The organism is Williamsia herbipolensis, from assembly GCF_036153515.1.
Lineage (GTDB): Bacteria > Actinomycetota > Actinomycetes > Mycobacteriales > Mycobacteriaceae > Williamsia_A > Williamsia_A herbipolensis.
This window is the reverse complement of sequence record NZ_CP108021.1, coordinates 3,558,947-3,573,940: the sequence shown is the minus strand read 5'-3', so window position 1 is coordinate 3,573,940 and position 14,994 is coordinate 3,558,947. Positions and strand designations below refer to the sequence as shown.

16 protein-coding genes are annotated in these 14,994 nt (G+C 69.3%); 10 read left to right on the top strand and 6 right to left on the bottom strand.

The genetic code is table 11. The features are described from left to right. The first annotated feature begins 88 nt into the window (after positions 1-88). Both OG579_RS16390 and OG579_RS16385 read left to right on the top strand, forming a co-directional pair. Positions 89-805, top strand: coding sequence for a phosphatidylserine decarboxylase (locus OG579_RS16390; protein ID WP_328859277.1), 717 nt, complete (start codon positions 89-91; stop codon positions 803-805). Then, complete coding sequence (locus OG579_RS16385) at positions 802-1,776, top strand: CDP-alcohol phosphatidyltransferase family protein (protein ID WP_082079849.1); 975 nt, start codon at positions 802-804, stop codon at positions 1,774-1,776. Before OG579_RS16390 ends, OG579_RS16385 begins: the two co-directional genes overlap by 4 nt. A 6-nt stretch (positions 1,777-1,782) precedes the next feature. Here the strand turns inward: OG579_RS16385 and OG579_RS16380 are convergent, their stop codons facing one another. Beyond that, a complete protein-coding gene (locus OG579_RS16380) occupies positions 1,783-2,262 on the bottom strand; it encodes a hypothetical protein (RefSeq protein ID WP_328856796.1) in 480 nt (159 codons plus the stop codon). A gap of 149 nt (positions 2,263-2,411) precedes the next feature. After that, on the bottom strand, positions 2,412-2,885 hold the full coding sequence (locus OG579_RS16375; protein ID WP_328856795.1) for a hypothetical protein: 474 nt from the start codon (positions 2,883-2,885) through the stop codon (positions 2,412-2,414). A gap of 203 nt (positions 2,886-3,088) precedes the next feature. Here OG579_RS16375 and OG579_RS16370 point away from each other — a divergent pair, with 203 nt between their 5' ends. From OG579_RS16370 to OG579_RS16340, 7 genes are all read left to right on the top strand, one after another. Further along, complete coding sequence (locus OG579_RS16370) at positions 3,089-6,025, top strand: Na+/H+ antiporter subunit A (protein ID WP_328856794.1); 2,937 nt, start codon at positions 3,089-3,091, stop codon at positions 6,023-6,025. Next, positions 6,022-6,696 (top strand): Na(+)/H(+) antiporter subunit C, encoded by a 675-nt coding sequence (locus tag OG579_RS16365; protein ID WP_328856793.1) that lies wholly within the window; start codon positions 6,022-6,024, stop codon positions 6,694-6,696. The genes OG579_RS16370 and OG579_RS16365 overlap by 4 nt, the downstream gene beginning before the upstream one ends. Continuing rightward, positions 6,693-8,300, top strand: a complete 1,608-nt coding sequence (locus OG579_RS16360; protein ID WP_045821675.1) for a Na+/H+ antiporter subunit D — start codon at positions 6,693-6,695, stop codon at positions 8,298-8,300. The genes OG579_RS16365 and OG579_RS16360 overlap by 4 nt, the downstream gene beginning before the upstream one ends. Beyond that, positions 8,297-9,085 carry a Na+/H+ antiporter subunit E gene (locus OG579_RS16355; protein WP_045821674.1) on the top strand — a complete coding sequence of 263 codons (789 nt, stop codon included), beginning with the start codon at positions 8,297-8,299 and terminating at the stop codon, positions 9,083-9,085. Before OG579_RS16360 ends, OG579_RS16355 begins: the two co-directional genes overlap by 4 nt. Further along, a complete protein-coding gene (locus OG579_RS16350) occupies positions 9,082-9,396 on the top strand; it encodes a monovalent cation/H+ antiporter complex subunit F (RefSeq protein WP_045821673.1) in 315 nt (104 codons plus the stop codon). Before OG579_RS16355 ends, OG579_RS16350 begins: the two co-directional genes overlap by 4 nt. Positions 9,397-9,442: 46 nt before the next feature. Next, positions 9,443-9,775: a monovalent cation/H(+) antiporter subunit G gene (mnhG, locus tag OG579_RS16345; protein WP_055785930.1), complete on the top strand. Its 333-nt coding sequence runs from the start codon at positions 9,443-9,445 to the stop codon at positions 9,773-9,775. 214 nt (positions 9,776-9,989) lie between these two features. Next, the gene (locus OG579_RS16340; protein WP_328856792.1) at positions 9,990-11,270 is read left to right on the top strand and encodes a PucR family transcriptional regulator; all 1,281 of its coding nucleotides are present in this window, start codon (positions 9,990-9,992) and stop codon (positions 11,268-11,270) included. Between the two features lie 10 nt (positions 11,271-11,280). Here OG579_RS16340 and OG579_RS16335 read toward each other — a convergent pair whose 3' ends face one another. The 4 genes from OG579_RS16335 to OG579_RS16320 all read right to left on the bottom strand — a co-directional run bounded on the left by OG579_RS16335 (position 11,281) and on the right by OG579_RS16320 (position 14,206). Continuing rightward, positions 11,281-12,408, bottom strand: coding sequence for a glutamate--cysteine ligase (locus OG579_RS16335; protein ID WP_328859276.1), 1,128 nt, complete (start codon positions 12,406-12,408; stop codon positions 11,281-11,283). Then, positions 12,408-13,127, bottom strand: a complete 720-nt coding sequence (sodC, locus tag OG579_RS16330) for a superoxide dismutase[Cu-Zn] (protein WP_082501646.1) — start codon at positions 13,125-13,127, stop codon at positions 12,408-12,410. Before sodC ends, OG579_RS16335 begins: the two co-directional genes overlap by 1 nt. A gap of 124 nt (positions 13,128-13,251) precedes the next feature. Then, positions 13,252-13,773, bottom strand: coding sequence for a LytR C-terminal domain-containing protein (locus OG579_RS16325; RefSeq protein WP_328856791.1), 522 nt, complete (start codon positions 13,771-13,773; stop codon positions 13,252-13,254). 64 nt (positions 13,774-13,837) lie between these two features. After that, positions 13,838-14,206, bottom strand: coding sequence for a DUF3263 domain-containing protein (locus tag OG579_RS16320; protein ID WP_055785927.1), 369 nt, complete (start codon positions 14,204-14,206; stop codon positions 13,838-13,840). 162 nt (positions 14,207-14,368) lie between these two features. On the opposite strand from OG579_RS16320, the gene OG579_RS16315 reads away from it, so the two are divergent. Beyond that, entirely contained in the window at positions 14,369-14,989 is a 621-nt protein-coding gene (locus OG579_RS16315; RefSeq protein WP_328856790.1) for a peptide deformylase, read from the top strand. Positions 14,990-14,994: the final 5 nt, after the last annotated feature.

Here is a 14,994-nt window from a genome sequence, read left to right as displayed (position 1 = left end):
CGTGGCGAGACGGCCCCGCACTCCCGGCCGGACACACGCGGTCGACGCGATCGACCGGCCCGAGCCGCATCTCCTCGAGACCGACGGCATCGCCGCCCCGCCCGTCGACGGCGTCCTCACCGAGCACACCAGCGGCGTCGCCCACGTCGTCGAACTGGTCCGCCACACCGTCCCCCCGATGCACCCCGCAGGCATCCCCTTCGTCGCCGGGCCGGCCGCCGTGGCGCTCGTCGCGCGCCGACACCGGTGGATCCGCCGCCCCGCCACCGCGCTCGCCCTGGCGTCGGCGACCTTCTTCCGCCACCCCGCTCGCGTCCCCCCGACGACGACCGGCGCGGTCGTCGCCCCCGCGGACGGCGAGATCACGCTCGTCGACACCGCGGTGCCCCCGGCCGAACTCGGCCTCGGCGACCGTCCCCTGCCCCGTGTGTCGACCTTCCTGAGCGTCCTCGACGTCCACGTGCAACGGGTGCCGATCGCCGGCGAGGTGGTGTCGGTGACCCACACCCCCGGTCGTTTCCTGTCCGCCGATCTCCCCGCGGCCAGCACCGACAACGAGCGCACCTCGATGCGCATCCGCACCGCCTTCGGCGTCGATGTGGGTGTCGTGCAGATCGCCGGGCTCATCGCGCGCCGCATCGTCTGCGAGGCGCGTCCCGGCGACACACTGACCCTCGGCGCCACCTACGGCCTCATCCGGTTCGGGTCGCGCGTCGACGTCTACCTCCCCGAGGGCGCCGCGCCGCTGGTGCTGCCCGGCCAGCGGGCCGTGGGCGCCGAGACCGTTCTCGCGAGCCTGACGTGATCGACGCCCGGCGGACGTCGGTGCGGTCCCCGCGCCGTCCCACCGGACGCCGGGGGGCGGGACGGGGCACCACGGGTCGGCGTCGCACCCTCCGACAGTCCGTGGCGCACAACCGCTCCCGTGTCCCCGATCTCGGCGGCGGCCGCCTGCTGGTCCCGTCGGCGCTGACCGTGCTCGCGATCTGCGCGGGCCTGTCGGCGGCACGGTTCGCCCTCGACGGCCGCGTCGATCTCGCGGTCGGGATGATCGCGGCCTCGGCCCTTCTCGACGGCATCGACGGACGCATCGCACGACTGCTCGGCGCCACCACGAAGATCGGCGCCGAACTCGACTCGCTCGCCGACGCCATCAACTTCGGTGTGGCCCCGGCACTCACGCTGTACTTGCTGCTGCTGCGTGGGCAGGACGCCGGCTGGGTGCTCGCGCTGATCTTCGTGTGCGCGGTGGTGCTCCGGTTGGCGCGGTTCAACATCATCGACGACGACGATGACGTCCCCGAGTACACCAAGAACTACTTCGTCGGCGTGCCCGCACCGGCCGCCGCACTCATCGCGCTGCTGCCGGTGGCCGCCGAGCAGCAGTTCGGCACCGGCTGGTGGACCTCGCTCGCCGCCGTGGGTACCTGGATGATGCTGACCGCCGCGCTCGCGGTGAGCCGTATCCCGACCGCGTCGCTGAAGACCTACTCGATCCCGCCGCGCGCGGTCGTGGGCCTGCTCATCCTGGTCGCGATCTGTGCGGCACTGCTCGTCACGTTCCCGTATCTGCTGATGTTCCTGGTGATCGCGGCGTATCTGGTCCACATCCCGTTCGCCTGGCGCACCCAACGCTGGATCGCGTCGCGTCCGCACACGTGGGATCAGGCACCCAAGGAACGCCGCGCCGAACGCCGGGCCATGCGCGCGATCGACCGCAGTCGGCCGCAGAAGTCGCAGGCCCGGCTCGGCCTACGCCGCCCCGAGCGGCGCTGACCCGTCTCAGCTCGTCGTCGTGCCCGCGGTGCCGGTGCCGGTCTGGCCCGAACCCGTCTGGCCCGAACCCGTCTGGCCCTGACCCATCTGGCCACCCGGGGTCATGCCGCCCATCGGACCGCCCTGTGTCGAACCCCCTTGGGTCGAACCCCCTTGGGTCGAACCCCCTTGGGTCGAACCCCCTTGGGTCGAACCACCTTGGGTCGAACCACCCTGGGTCGAGCCCATCTGGCCCGGCCCCTGCTGAGAGAACCCCTGCTGGGGTGCGGTCGTCGACGAGCCGGAGTCACCGGCCCAGAAGCCGAGGCCGAAACCGGCGGCCATGAACGCCACGGCGATGCCGACACCACCGGCGATCAGGGCGTTCTTGAACTCGGTGCTGCGGCTGCCCAGGGACGCGCCGAACGACGGCCGCTCGGCGGCGATCGCCGGGTGCGGTGGCGGGGGAACGTCGTGCACGGTCGGGGCAACGGAGGGACTGGTCATCGTCGAGATCACCTTCTCGTCGGGCGACGCGCACATCGGCGCGTTCGCGATCGGATACCCGACACGGCGTCGGGTACGACCGTTTCTATCGACGAGAACTGCTGGGCGACCTCACATCACCTGTCAGGTCGCTGTGGCCGCGCGCGAGCTCAGCTCCGGGAGACCTGGTAGAACACCGAGTTCGGTCCGCCCGCAGCGCCCGCGACACTGCCCACCTCCACGGTGTAGGTGGTCGACGACCTCGTCGAGGTCAACACCACCACCTGGTTGCCGCCGTCGGTGCTGCGCTGGACCTCGCGGTACCCGGCATCGGTCAGCTTCTTCACGCCGGCGTCGAGTGCGGCGGTGATGGTCGACGAGCCCTGCACGGTGAGGTTCCAGCCCTCGCCGGCCGAGCCGCCCGCGGACAACAGCGCGCCCTCGATGAGTGGGACGTCGGCACGCGGGAAATCCGCGGGCAACTGCAGTGCGCCGGCCGTGGAACTCTCCGCCTGCGAGGACGAGCCCGACCCGCATCCGGCCAGCAGCACCGCCGCGACGAGCATCATCACCGTCGCCACCCACCGCGTCGCCGTACCGCCCCGCCGCCCCCACCGACGCCACTGATGATCCGGGCCTGTCACCTGCAACCACGTCCTTCGCTCCACGTGCCGCCGGGTCGGTCGGCCGTCCACTTCGCCGCTGGAACCCTATCGCGGGCCGCACGGCACCGCGTCCCCCGAACAGCACCGGCGCTCGCGCCGCCGGTAAGCTGGGAGAACGCGGCCGCCCAGCAGCACCATCGGCCGTCGCGTGACACCCCGCCCATCGAACGACGGAGTGCCTGTTGATCGCCACCCTGATCGCGCTGGTCCTCACGGCTCTCGCCGCGCCCGCGATCATCTCCTGGCTCGGCCGCCGTGGCTTCTACCTGCTCGCAGCAGCCCCCGCGGCGGCGATGGTCGGGGTCATCGTCGAGTGGCCGCGAGCCGGTGGGTCACCACGCCTGGAGTCGATCCACTGGGTCCCGGCGTTGCATATGGACATCGATCTGCGGATGGACACCCTCTCGGCGATCATGTCGATCCTCGTGCTCGGCGTCGGCGCACTCGTCCTCTGCTACTGCGCGGAGTACTTCGACAACGACGACAGCCCATCGGGACCCCGGATCCGGCGGCGTGTGGCGGGGTTCGGCGCGCAGATGGTCGCGTTCACCGGCGCGATGTTCGGGCTCGTGGTCAGCGACAACATGATCGTGCTCTACATCTTCTGGGAGGCGACGACCGTCCTGTCGTTCCTGCTGGTCGGTTTCTACGCCCAGCGCGCGACGTCGCGTCGCGCCGCCACCCAGGCCCTGCTGGTCACCACCGCGGGCGGACTGGCGATGCTCGCGGGCATCGTCATCCTCGGCGAGCGGGCCGGCAGCTACCTGCTCTCCGACGTGATCGCGAACCCCCCGACCGGCACCGCGGTCACCGTCGCGGTCGTGCTCGTCCTCATCGGCGCCCTCAGCAAATCGGCGATCGTCCCGTTCCACTTCTGGCTGCCCGGCGCCATGGCCGCACCCACACCCGTCAGCGCCTATCTGCACGCCGCGGCGATGGTGAAGGCGGGCATCTTCCTCGTCGCGCGGCTCGCCCCCGGGTTCGGCGACCTCATGGCCTGGCAGATCTCGGTCGTCGGCCTGGGCATGCTGACGATGGTGCTGGGCGGTTGGCGATCGCTGCGCGAGTTCGACCTGAAGTTGATCCTGGCGTTCGGCACGGTGTCGCAGCTCGGCTTCCTCATGGTGCTCGTCGGCACCGGCGATGCGAACGTCGCGCTGGCCGGTGTCGCGATGCTCGTCGCACACGCCCTGTTCAAGGCGTCGCTGTTCATGGTCGTCGGCGTCATCGACCACTCCACCGGCACCCGCGACGTCCGCAAACTGGCCCGTCTGGGCAGCACGGCGCCGTCGCTGGCGGTGATCGCCGCGGTCGCCTCGGCGAGCATGGCGGGACTGCCCATCACCCTCGGGTTCGTCGGCAAGGAGGCCGCGCTCACGTCTCTGCTCGACGTCGACGGGTTCGACGGCTGGCAGGGCCCCGTGTCGACGGCGGTGGTCGTGTTCGGGTCGATCCTCACGATGGCCTACACCACCCGATTCCTCTGGGGGGCGTTCGGCCGCAAGGTCCGCCGTGAACCCAGCGCCGCGGTGGCCCGCATGCATCACCCGTCGGTCGCGTTCATCGCCCCCGCCGGCATCCTCGCCGCGCTCGGTGTCGCAGCCGGGTTCGTCGCGGGCCCGCTCGGATCGCTGTTCGAGCCCTACGCGGAGACGCTGCCCACGAACGGCCACGAACTCGAGCACCTCGCGCTGTGGCACGGGTTCACCCTGCCGCTGCTGTTGACCGTGATCGTCATCGTCGGTGGTGTCGGGACGTTCGTGGTGCTGCGACGACGTCGCCGCCGCCTGGGCTTCCACACGCCGCCACTGGGCAACGCCGACCGCATCTACGATGCGGTGCTGCGCGGCGCCGACACGGTGTCGTTGGCGTTGACCCGCGTGACGCAGCGCGGCTCGCTGCCGCTGACACAGGGCGTCATCATGGTCACCACCATCGTGGTGCCCACCGTCGCACTGCTGATCGGTGCGCGAAACCGTTTGGACCTCAACGGGTTCGACTCGTTCGCCCAGGTCGTCATCGGCGGGATCATGATCGCCGCGGCGATCGCCACCACCGTGCTGCGCAACCGACTCGCCGCGGCCCTCGTCGTCGGCGTCACCGGGTACGGCTGCGGCATGATCTTCGCCTTCTACGGCGCCCCCGACCTCGCGCTCACCCAGTTCCTCGTCGAGACGCTGACCCTGGTGATCTTCGTGCTGGTCTTGCGCAAGCTGCCCGCCGAGGCCGAGGCGCGGCACTCCACCGGGTTCAAGCCCCTGCGGGCGCTCATCGGTCTCGCGTTCGGTGCGCTGTTGGTGGTGATCGGTCTCTACGCGGCGGGCGCGCGCACCACCACCCCCGTCGCCGACGATCTGCCGAAGGCCGCCTACGAGTTGGGCAACGGCGCCAACGCGGTCAACGTGCTGCTGGTCGACATCCGCGCCTGGGACACCCTCGGCGAGGTGTCGGTGCTGCTGGTCGCGGCGACCGGTGTCGCGTCGATGGTGTTCCGTCACCGTCGGTTCGGTGCCGCACCGCGCGTCGCCGACGCCGCCCGGTTCCACGGCGCCGATCCCGACGCCGTCGACGACATGCCCACCGCCCGCACCACCTGGTTGCGGGGCAGCGAGCTCCGCGATCCGCGGCATCGCTCGATGGTGTTGGAGGCGACGACGCGGCTGATCTTCCCGACCATGGTCGTCGCCTCGATCTACTTCTTCTTCGCCGGCCACAACGCGCCCGGCGGTGGATTCGCGGGCGGCCTCACCATGGGTATGGCGCTGGTGCTGCGCTATCTCGCCGGCGGGCGATACGAGCTCGGCGAGGCCATCCCGGTCGACGCCGGTCGCATCCTCGGGCTGGGCCTGGCGCTGTCGGTGGGTACGGCGCTGGCGTCGGTGTTCGCCGGTGCGCCGGCGCTGTCGTCGGCGACGATCGAGCTCACGTTGCCCGTCCTCGGCGACATCAAGCTCGTCACCGCGCTGTTCTTCGATCTCGGCGTGTATCTCATCGTGGTCGGACTTGTGCTCGACGTGTTGCGTAGCCTCGGCGCGCGTCTCGACATCGAGGAGACCTCGACCACCGCGGGCCGCGCGTCGGCCGGGGCCGATGCGACCGGGATGGGGGCACGCCCGTGACCATCAACCTCGGACTGCTCATCGTCGCCGGGCTCCTCGCCGCGTGCGGTGTCTACCTGCTGCTCGAGCGCAGCCTCATCCGGATGTTGTTGGGGCTGTTGCTCGTCGGCAACGGCCTGAACCTGCTGATCATCACGATCGCCGGACGCGAGGGCAACCCGCCGATCTACGGGCGCTCGTCGGATCGCCGCACCGCCGACGCCGATCCGCTGGCCCAGGGCATGGTGCTCACCGCGATCGTCATCACGATGGGCATCGCCGCCTTCGTCCTGGCCCTCGCCTACCGGTCGTTCGTGATCAACACCGACGACGAGGTCGACGACGACCCCGAGGATCTCAAGGTGAAGAAGCAGTCGCTGTCGGAGGCGCCCGACCGTGACCGCAGCGACGACCCCGTCACCGGTGTCGACACCCGGTCCGGCGACATGTTCGACGACGACGGCACCCCGTTGTCGGCAGAGGAGATCCGTGAGCGCAAGCGTCGGCGCATCGAGGCCGACCTGATGCCCGAGGACGAGGCCGACGACGATTCCAACGACGACCTCATCCCCGACGACCCGGACCTCGCCGGTGTCGCTGCCGAGGACATCGCCCCGGATGCGGCAGATGACGGCTCGCCAGAATCGCGTGTGACAGATGACGGCTCGCCGGAAGCAGGTGATCGGCGATGACCATCGACACCAGCTGGTTCGCGACGCTGACCATCATCCCGACGCTGCTGCCCCTGGCCGGCGCGGCGCTCACCCTGGTGATGGGTCGCAGTCCCCGGATCCAGCGCGCCGTGGCCGTCACCGCGATCGGCGCGGCCTTCGTCGCCTCGTGTCTGCTGCTGTATCTCACCGACAAGTACGGCACCTACGCGCTGCACGTCGGCGGTTGGGACGGCAAGGGTTACACGAACGGCCCGTTGGGCATCACGCTCGTCGCCGATCAGCTCTCGGCGCTGATGCTGGTGGTGTCGACGGTGGTGCTGCTGTGCGTCGTGCTCTACGCCGTCGGGCAGGGTATCCGCGACGGCACCACCGAGCAGCCGGTGTCGATCTTCCTGCCCACCTACCTCGCGCTGACCGCGGGTGTCTGCAACGCGTTCCTCGCCGGCGACCTGTTCAACCTGTACGTCTCCTTCGAGGTGTTGCTGGCGGCGAGCTTCGTGCTGCTCACACTCGGCGCGAGTGCCGACCGCGTGCGGGCGGGTGTGTCGTACGTGTTGGTGTCGATGGTGTCGTCGCTGATCTTCCTGGCGGGTATCGGCTTCGCGTACGCGGCGACCGGCACGCTCAACCTCGCGCAGATGGCGGTCCGGCTGCAGGACATCCCCGACGGGACGAAGGGCGCGCTGTACGCGGTGTTGTTGGTGGCGTTCGGGATCAAGGCGGCGGTCTTCCCGCTGTCGACGTGGCTGCCCGACTCCTACCCGACGGCCCCGGCCCCGGTGACCGCGGTGTTCGCCGGGTTGCTCACGAAGGTGGGTGTGTACGCCATCATCCGGGCGCACACCCTGCTGTTCCCCGGCGGCTCGATGGACACGGTGCTGCTGGTGGCCGGTCTGCTGACGATGCTGGTCGGCATCTTCGGTGCCATCGCCCAGGCCGACATCAAACGACTGCTGTCGTTCACGCTGGTCAGCCACATCGGTTACATGATCTTCGGCATCGCCCTGTCGTCACGCTTCGGGTTGTCCGGCGCCATCTACTACGTCGCGCACCACATCCTCGTGCAGACGACGCTGTTCCTGGTGGTGGGTCTCATCGAACGTCAGGCGGGCTCGGCGTCGCTGCGTCGCCTCGGTGGCCTGGCCGCCAGTCCGCTGCTGGCCGGGCTGTTCCTCATCCCTGCGCTGAACCTCGGCGGCATCCCGCCGTTCTCGGGGTTCATCGGCAAGGTCGCGTTGATCGAGGCGGGTACGCAGGACGGCAGTGTGCTGGCGTGGCTGCTCGTCGCCGGGTCGGTCGTCACCAGCCTCCTCACGCTGTACGTGATGGCGCGGGTGTGGACGAAGGCGTTCTGGCGTCCGCGTGCCGACGCCCCCGAGGGCGATCTCGCCGACACCGGTCCCTCGGCGCTGGTCGAGGAGGAGGGTGACATCGCGTTCGGTGATCGTGCCGACGTCGGACGCATGCCGATCGGCATGGTGGTCCCGACGATGCTGATGGTGGTCGCCGGTGTCGCGTTGACCGTGTGGGCCGGGCCGATCTTCGACTTCACCAACGATGCCGCGGCCGAGCTGACCGACTCCAGTCTCTATCTCGACGCCGTGCTGGGAGGTTCCCGATGACGGACGAACCCCGGCGGGAGATGGGGCCGATCCCGACGAAGGGGCCGGTCTACGGGCGGCTGCACCACGCGTGGCGGGTGTCGTTCTTCAGCGTCGCGTGGCATCTCACGAAGGCGGTGGTGTGGGCGAAGTCGCGGGTGCACCTGCTGTCGTGGCTGGGCGGCGACGGCCGTGAGATCGCGGTCCGCCTGTGGACCATCGGGTGGCTCACGTTCGTGTGGGTGCTCCTGTGGGGCACCATCTCGTGGGCGAACATCCTCGGCGGTGTCGCGGTCGCGGTGGTGATCCTGGTGTTGCTACCTCTGCCGCGGGTGCCCGTGGAGGGGCGTATCCACCCCGCCACGGTCGTGTTGCTCGTGGCCTACCTGATCCGCGACTTCTTCGTGTCGAGCGCCGAGGTCGCGTGGCTCGCGGTCCGCCCGCGTCGCCCACCGCTGTCGGCGGTGCTGCGGACGCGGTTGGCGATCAAGTCCGACATGGTGCTGACGCTGGCGGTCGACTACATCAACCTGGTGCCCGGCACGATGGTCGTCGAGATCGACCATCGCCGTCGCCTGCTCTACGTTCACCTGATCGACGTGAGCAGTGAGAAGAAGGTGCGCGCGTTCTACCGGCAGATGGAGACCGTCGAACGGTTGTTCATCCGGGCCTTCGAGCGGGACAGTGAATGGCATCCGAGTCCGTACCACGGTCTCGACGACGAGTTCCACGGCGCGGCTCCCGTCCGCAGCGACCCGCACGAGACGAGGGGCTCCGTGCCCGAGGCGAAGGGAGACCGGCGATGACGATCGTCTGGATTATCGCGGCGATCCTGCTGCTGGCGTCGGCGGTGATCACCATGATCCGGGTGTTGGTGGGCCCCAACACCCTCGACCGGCTCGTCGCCCTCGACACGGTGGTCGCGCTGGCCATGTGCAGCCTCGCCGGCTGGGCGGCCTACAGCCTCGACTCCACCGTGGTGCCCGCCATCGTCGCGCTGTCGTTGCTCAGCTTCGTGGGGTCGGTGGCGATCGCTAGGTTCCGCGTCCGCGACGACGTCGTGCGGGTGCATCCGGTGACCGGCGAGCCCAGTGCCGGACCGGAGGTCCGACGGTGAGCGGCGCCGGAGGTCCGATGGTGATGACGAGTCCGGAGGTCCGACGGTGATCACGGATGTGGTGGTGGCGATCCTGGTGTTGACCGGGTCGGTGTTGGCGTTCACCGCGTCGATCGGTGTGCTCCGCTTCCCCGACACGATGACGCGGATGCACGCGACGACGAAGCCGCAGACGTTCGGGCTGTTGCTCATCCTGATCGCCGCGATGATCCGTCTCGCCGGGAGTGTCGATTTCGGGATGCTGGTGCTGTCGGGGTTGTTCGCCCTCATCACCGCACCGGTCGTCGCCCACCGGATCGGGCGACTCGCGTATCAGGAGCAGCGGGTGCGCGACGATCTGATGCAGCGTTCCGACGCGGACTCCGGCTCGTCGGACTGACCGGTTCGGCCGTACCGATCGGCATGGACATCGTCGGTGCTCAGACGGTACGCACCCCTCGGAATGCCCGATCTGCGTAGCAGATCGTGAGGATGTGTAACTTGTGTAGCTGCACACTTCCGGGGCCCCTCAACATGCGTTACTGTTCACCTCACGAAATGAATCGCACGTGGCTTTGGGGGTGCGTGTGAAGGAGCGGGGAGTACCACTGATCATGTCGACACCGAGCACCGATCTGGACACCACGGCCGCGTCGGGGGATCGCGCGCCGGGTCCGACCATCACCGTGGCGGGCCTTCCCGCATCGCGGTCGCTGTCGGACATCAACAAGTTGGCGACCCAACTGGTCGGGCACTTCGCCGACAACGTGGCGCCCTGCGGGACGCTCCCGGGCGAGCAGCTGCACGGTGACGTCACCGCCGTCACCCAGACCTGTCTGCGCATGGCCATCGAGATCCTCGACGAGCAGCGTCCGCCCGGCGAGGAGCAGCTCGCCCAGCTCCGCGAGGCCGCCGCGCAGTGGGCTCGCGAGGGCGTGCCGCTCGACACGATCATCCACACCTACCACGAGGGCATCAAGATCGGTTTCGACCTGATCGCCGCGAAGGCCGGCGGTGACGATCTCGCCGACCTCGTCTCCGGTTTCCGCCTCGTGATGAAGCTGCTCGACACGTTCACCGTCACCGTCGCCACCGCGTACGTGGAGGAGCAGCGCCTCGTCGCCGGCCAGCACCAGTCGGCGACGCAGACGCTGATGTCGGCGCTGCTGTCGGGGCACACGGCGTCGTCGGTGGCTCGCCAGACCGGACTGCCGGTCGCACAGAGCTACCAGGTGGTGTCGATGACCATCGCGCCCCATCCCGACGAGCTCGACCCGCGGGTCAACACCAAGATCGCCGCGCGCCGCAAGTTGCGTCGCGTCCAGTCGTCGCTGGCGACCACCTTCAACTCCCGCGCGCTGACGCTGCTGAGCAACAACGGTGGCACCGTGCTGATCCCCGCCGACACCGACATGCCGGTGCTGAACGGTGAGCTGCTCGAGGACCTCTCGGCCGTGGCCGAGGCGCCGATCATCGCGACGCACTCGATCGGCACCACCGACCGCATCCCCGAGCTCGCCTCGGAGAGCCATGAGCTCATGGATCTGGTGCGCGCGATCCGCCGCCCGCCGGGTCTCTACGAGATGCAGGATCTGCTCATCGAGTACCAGATCACCCGTCCCGGTCCGGCGCGCGATCATCTCGCCTCGACCCTCGAGCCGCTCGACAACCATCCCGAGCTCCTCGAGACGCTGCGGGTGCACCTCGACACCGGGCTCAACCGCAAGGGCACCGGGCGGCGGATGCACATCCATCCGAACACCGTCGACTACCGACTGCGTCGCATCACCCAGACCACCGGTATCGATCTGGCTCTCCCCGAGGGCATCTCGCGGGCACACATCGCGTTGCTCGCCCGCGACCTCGAGCAGCAGGCGACCCGACCGACCGTCTGACCGACTCGGCTCAGCGGCCGAGTTCGTTGACCACCGCGGTCACCACGTCGCGCATGTCACCGGTCTGCGCGAACACCGCGCGCTGGCGCTGATACGAGCCCCGGCCGTCGATGATCGACGAGACCGAGGCGAGTTCGGCGACGCAGTCGAGCCGTCGCGCGACGGGTTCGAGCCGGGTCAGGATGTCGGCGAGGTCGTCGGTCACGAGTCTCTCGTTGCAGTCGGCGTCCTGGATGATGACCGCGTCGAGGCCGTACCGCGCTGCGCGCCACTTGTTCTCCTGCACCAGCCACGGTGCCATCTCCCGCGGCAGGGTACCGGCGGTGAGGCGGTCGTCGATGTCGACGACGAGGCAGTGAATGAGTGCGACGAGGGCCTCGAGTTCGGCGACCGTCGAGACGCCGTCGCACACCCGGACCTCGACGGTGCCGAGGCGGGGCGAGGGGCGGATGTCCCATCGCACCTCGTTGATGTCGTCGATGATGCCGGTGGTCTTCTGGTCGGCGACGAACGCCTCGAAATCGGCCCACTCGGAGAACTGGAACGGCAGACCTGCCGTCGGCAACTGCTGGAACATCATGGCGCGGTTGCTCGCATAGCCGGTGTCGGTGCCCGCCCACATCGGCGACGACGCCGAGAGCGCCAACAGGTGCGGGTAGTACGCGAGCAGGGCGTTCACCACCGGGAGGACCTTGTCGCGGCGGTCGATGCCGACGTGCACGTGCACGCCCCAGATGAGCATCTGGCGTCCCCACCACTGCGTGCGCTCGATCAGCTCGGCGTAGCGCGGTGACTCGGTGAGCTGCTGGGTCGACCACTCGCTGTAGGGATGCGTGCCGGCGCCGAAGAGGTCGACGCCGATGTCGTCGGCGATGGCGCGCACCACGCCGAGGGTGTGCCGCAGATCGGCCATGGCCTCACCGGTGGTGGTGCAGACACCGGTCACCAATTCCACGGTGTTGCGCAGCAACTCCTGGTGAATCCGGTTGTCCAGCGTCGAATCCGCGAGGTCGACGACCCGATCGAACAGTGCCGCAGCCGAATTCGAGAGTTCACCGGTGGTCTTGTCGACCAGGGCGAATTCCCACTCGACACCCAGTGTCGGTGCGGCAGAACCCCGGAACTCGATGGGGGCGATCACCCCTGTTCGATGACTCCGCAGGCGACGCGCGTGCCGGCGTCACCGGTCGAGAGCGTCTCCTGGTCGGGGGCGGGCGCGTAGCGCGTGGGGATGTTGGCGAAGTTGTCGGGGCCGGAGTGGATCATGATCGACTTGCCGGCGATCTGGCTCAGGGTGAACGCGCTGGTGGTGGTGACCGTCTCCCCGGTGCCCGCCCCGGTGACGTTGATCGACACCAGGTCGCCGCTCGCGGGATGGCCGGTGCGGCCGTCGACCTGGAAGTGGCCGCCGGCGGACAGGAACGCGCCCGGGGCGCCGCCGGTGGGGGCGACGGAGTTGTTCTCGCACTTGCCCACCGAGTGGATGTGCAAACCGTGGAAGCCGGGGGTGATCCCGGAGGTGACCTTCACGTCGACACGGACCGCCGAGCCCTCGGTGGAGAAGGTGGCCTCGCCGACGCGTGCGCCTCCGGGGCTGATCAGCGACGCGGTCAGACCCGAGCCCGACGGCTCGGCGTTGCCCGATTCGGTCGGTGATGCGCCGGCCTCCCGCTCGTTGATGCCGAGGTTGTTCGGGGCCTGGTCACCGGTGACGACGGCGGGCGTGGTGCCCTGCTGCGAGCTGGGCTCCTCGCCCGGGCTGCACGCGGTGAGGACTGCTCCGGCGGCGACCGTGGAGGCGGCGAGCACGAGTGCGCGGCGCACACCGGCGTGGCGGAGGGTCGGCTGGAACATCATCGCGGAAGGTCTCCCTTGTTGTGATCGGGCGCGGGGCGGGCGCGTCGGTGGAAATCATATCCGGCGTGCCACGTGCGGGGTCCCGCCGCCCGCTCGTCGCCCGACGACGATCACGGGCCGGGCGTCATCGGGTGATGACGATGACCGCGATCCCGCCGCGACACTGCGTGAAGGCCGAGGGACGGGGATCTGCGGTCGCACCGTTGTCGAGGTCGGCGACGACCTTCTCTGCCTCGTCGCGCAGCGACGGTGTGTAGAAGACCGTGTTCTCGGTGATGCTCGCCGACTGCAGGTTGCCGGGCTCGCTGGTGCGGTAGCCCTTGGCCTTGAGGGTGTCGGTGACCTCGACCGCTAGGCCCGACTGCGACCCGGCGTTGTAGACACAGACGAGAGGACCCGATGCCGAGGCCGAGGTGGACGAACTCGTACCACTCGCCGGCGCACCGGCCTCCGCCGACGACGACCCGGCGGACGACGACGGGGTCTCCGACGCGCTCGACGCGGCGGCCCGCAGGTCGGCCTCGGGACTGCTGGTGGTGGTGACCGCGGAATGCCAGCCCAACCCGATGCAGACCACCGCGATCGCGAACAGCAGCATCGCCCCGGCGCGCAGCGGCAACCGCGTGTTGTCAGATTCGGGGGCCATCACGGCCGCCACTCTACGGACGTCTGGTGCCTCATCGCGGTCCGGGACTCCACGGATCGAGGCGTCAGGTGATCTCGAAGCCGAGGCGTCGGGCGGCGCGCGCCTTCTGCCTGCTGGCACGCAGGCGACGCAGACGCTTCACCAGCATCGGGTCGACGGCCAGCGATTCGGGTCGATCGACCAGAGCGTTGAGGACCTGGTAGTACCGCGTGGCCGAGAGCCCGAAGAGTTCCTTGATGGCCTCCTCCTTGGCGCCGGCGTACTTCCACCACTGCCTCTCGAAGGCGAGGATGTCGTGTTCGCGGCGCGTGAGGCCGTCGGCACCGACGACATTCGCGTCGGTTCCGGTGGTGGGGGTGCCCGGGGTGTCAGACTGTTCGCCGGTGCCGACCGGGCCCGACCCCTTTTGACTACGCGCAGTTGCGCCGTCCATCTCGCTCCCTCGAGGTCTTTCCTGCTTACACACCGCGTGACCTGCGAACAGTGCCCGCATCGACGATCGGACTGGTCGAATTACATCGGTGTGGTTCGTTGAACATCTAACCATGAAAGTCATGGGGATTTCGGGTTCGCCGTGCCGAGTAATCTGTGCCGCATGGCAATTCTTCCCATCTGCATCGTCGGTGAGCCGGTGCTCCACCGACCGACCGAGCCGGTGGAACTCGACGCCGACGGTCGGCCGCCCGCCGATGTCGTCGCGCTGCTCGACGACATGTACGAGACGATGGACGCCGCCCACGGCGTGGGCCTGGCGGCCAATCAGGTCGGGGTGGGTCGGCGTTTCTTCGTGTTCGACTGCCCCGCCGGCGAGACCCGGTCCACCGGTCGTGAACGCGGCGAGATCATCAACCCGGTGCTCGAGACCTCGGAGATCCCCGAGACGATGCCCGACCCGGATGACAACGACGAGGGCTGCCTGTCGGTGCCGGGTGAGCAGTTCCCCACCGGCCGCGCCGACTGGGCGCGGGTCACCGGGGTGGACCGCACCGGCGCCGAGGTCGTCGTGGAGGGCACCGGCTTCTTCGCGCGGATGTTGCAGCACGAGACCGGGCATCTCGACGGGTTCCTCTACGTCGACGTGCTCGTGGGGCGCAACGCCCGCGCCGCGAAGAAGGCGATCAAGCGCAACGGGTGGGGCGAGCCCGGACTCACCTGGACGCCGGGCGAGGGACCGGATCCGTTCGGTCACGACGACGACGACCTCGACGACGAATGAACCCC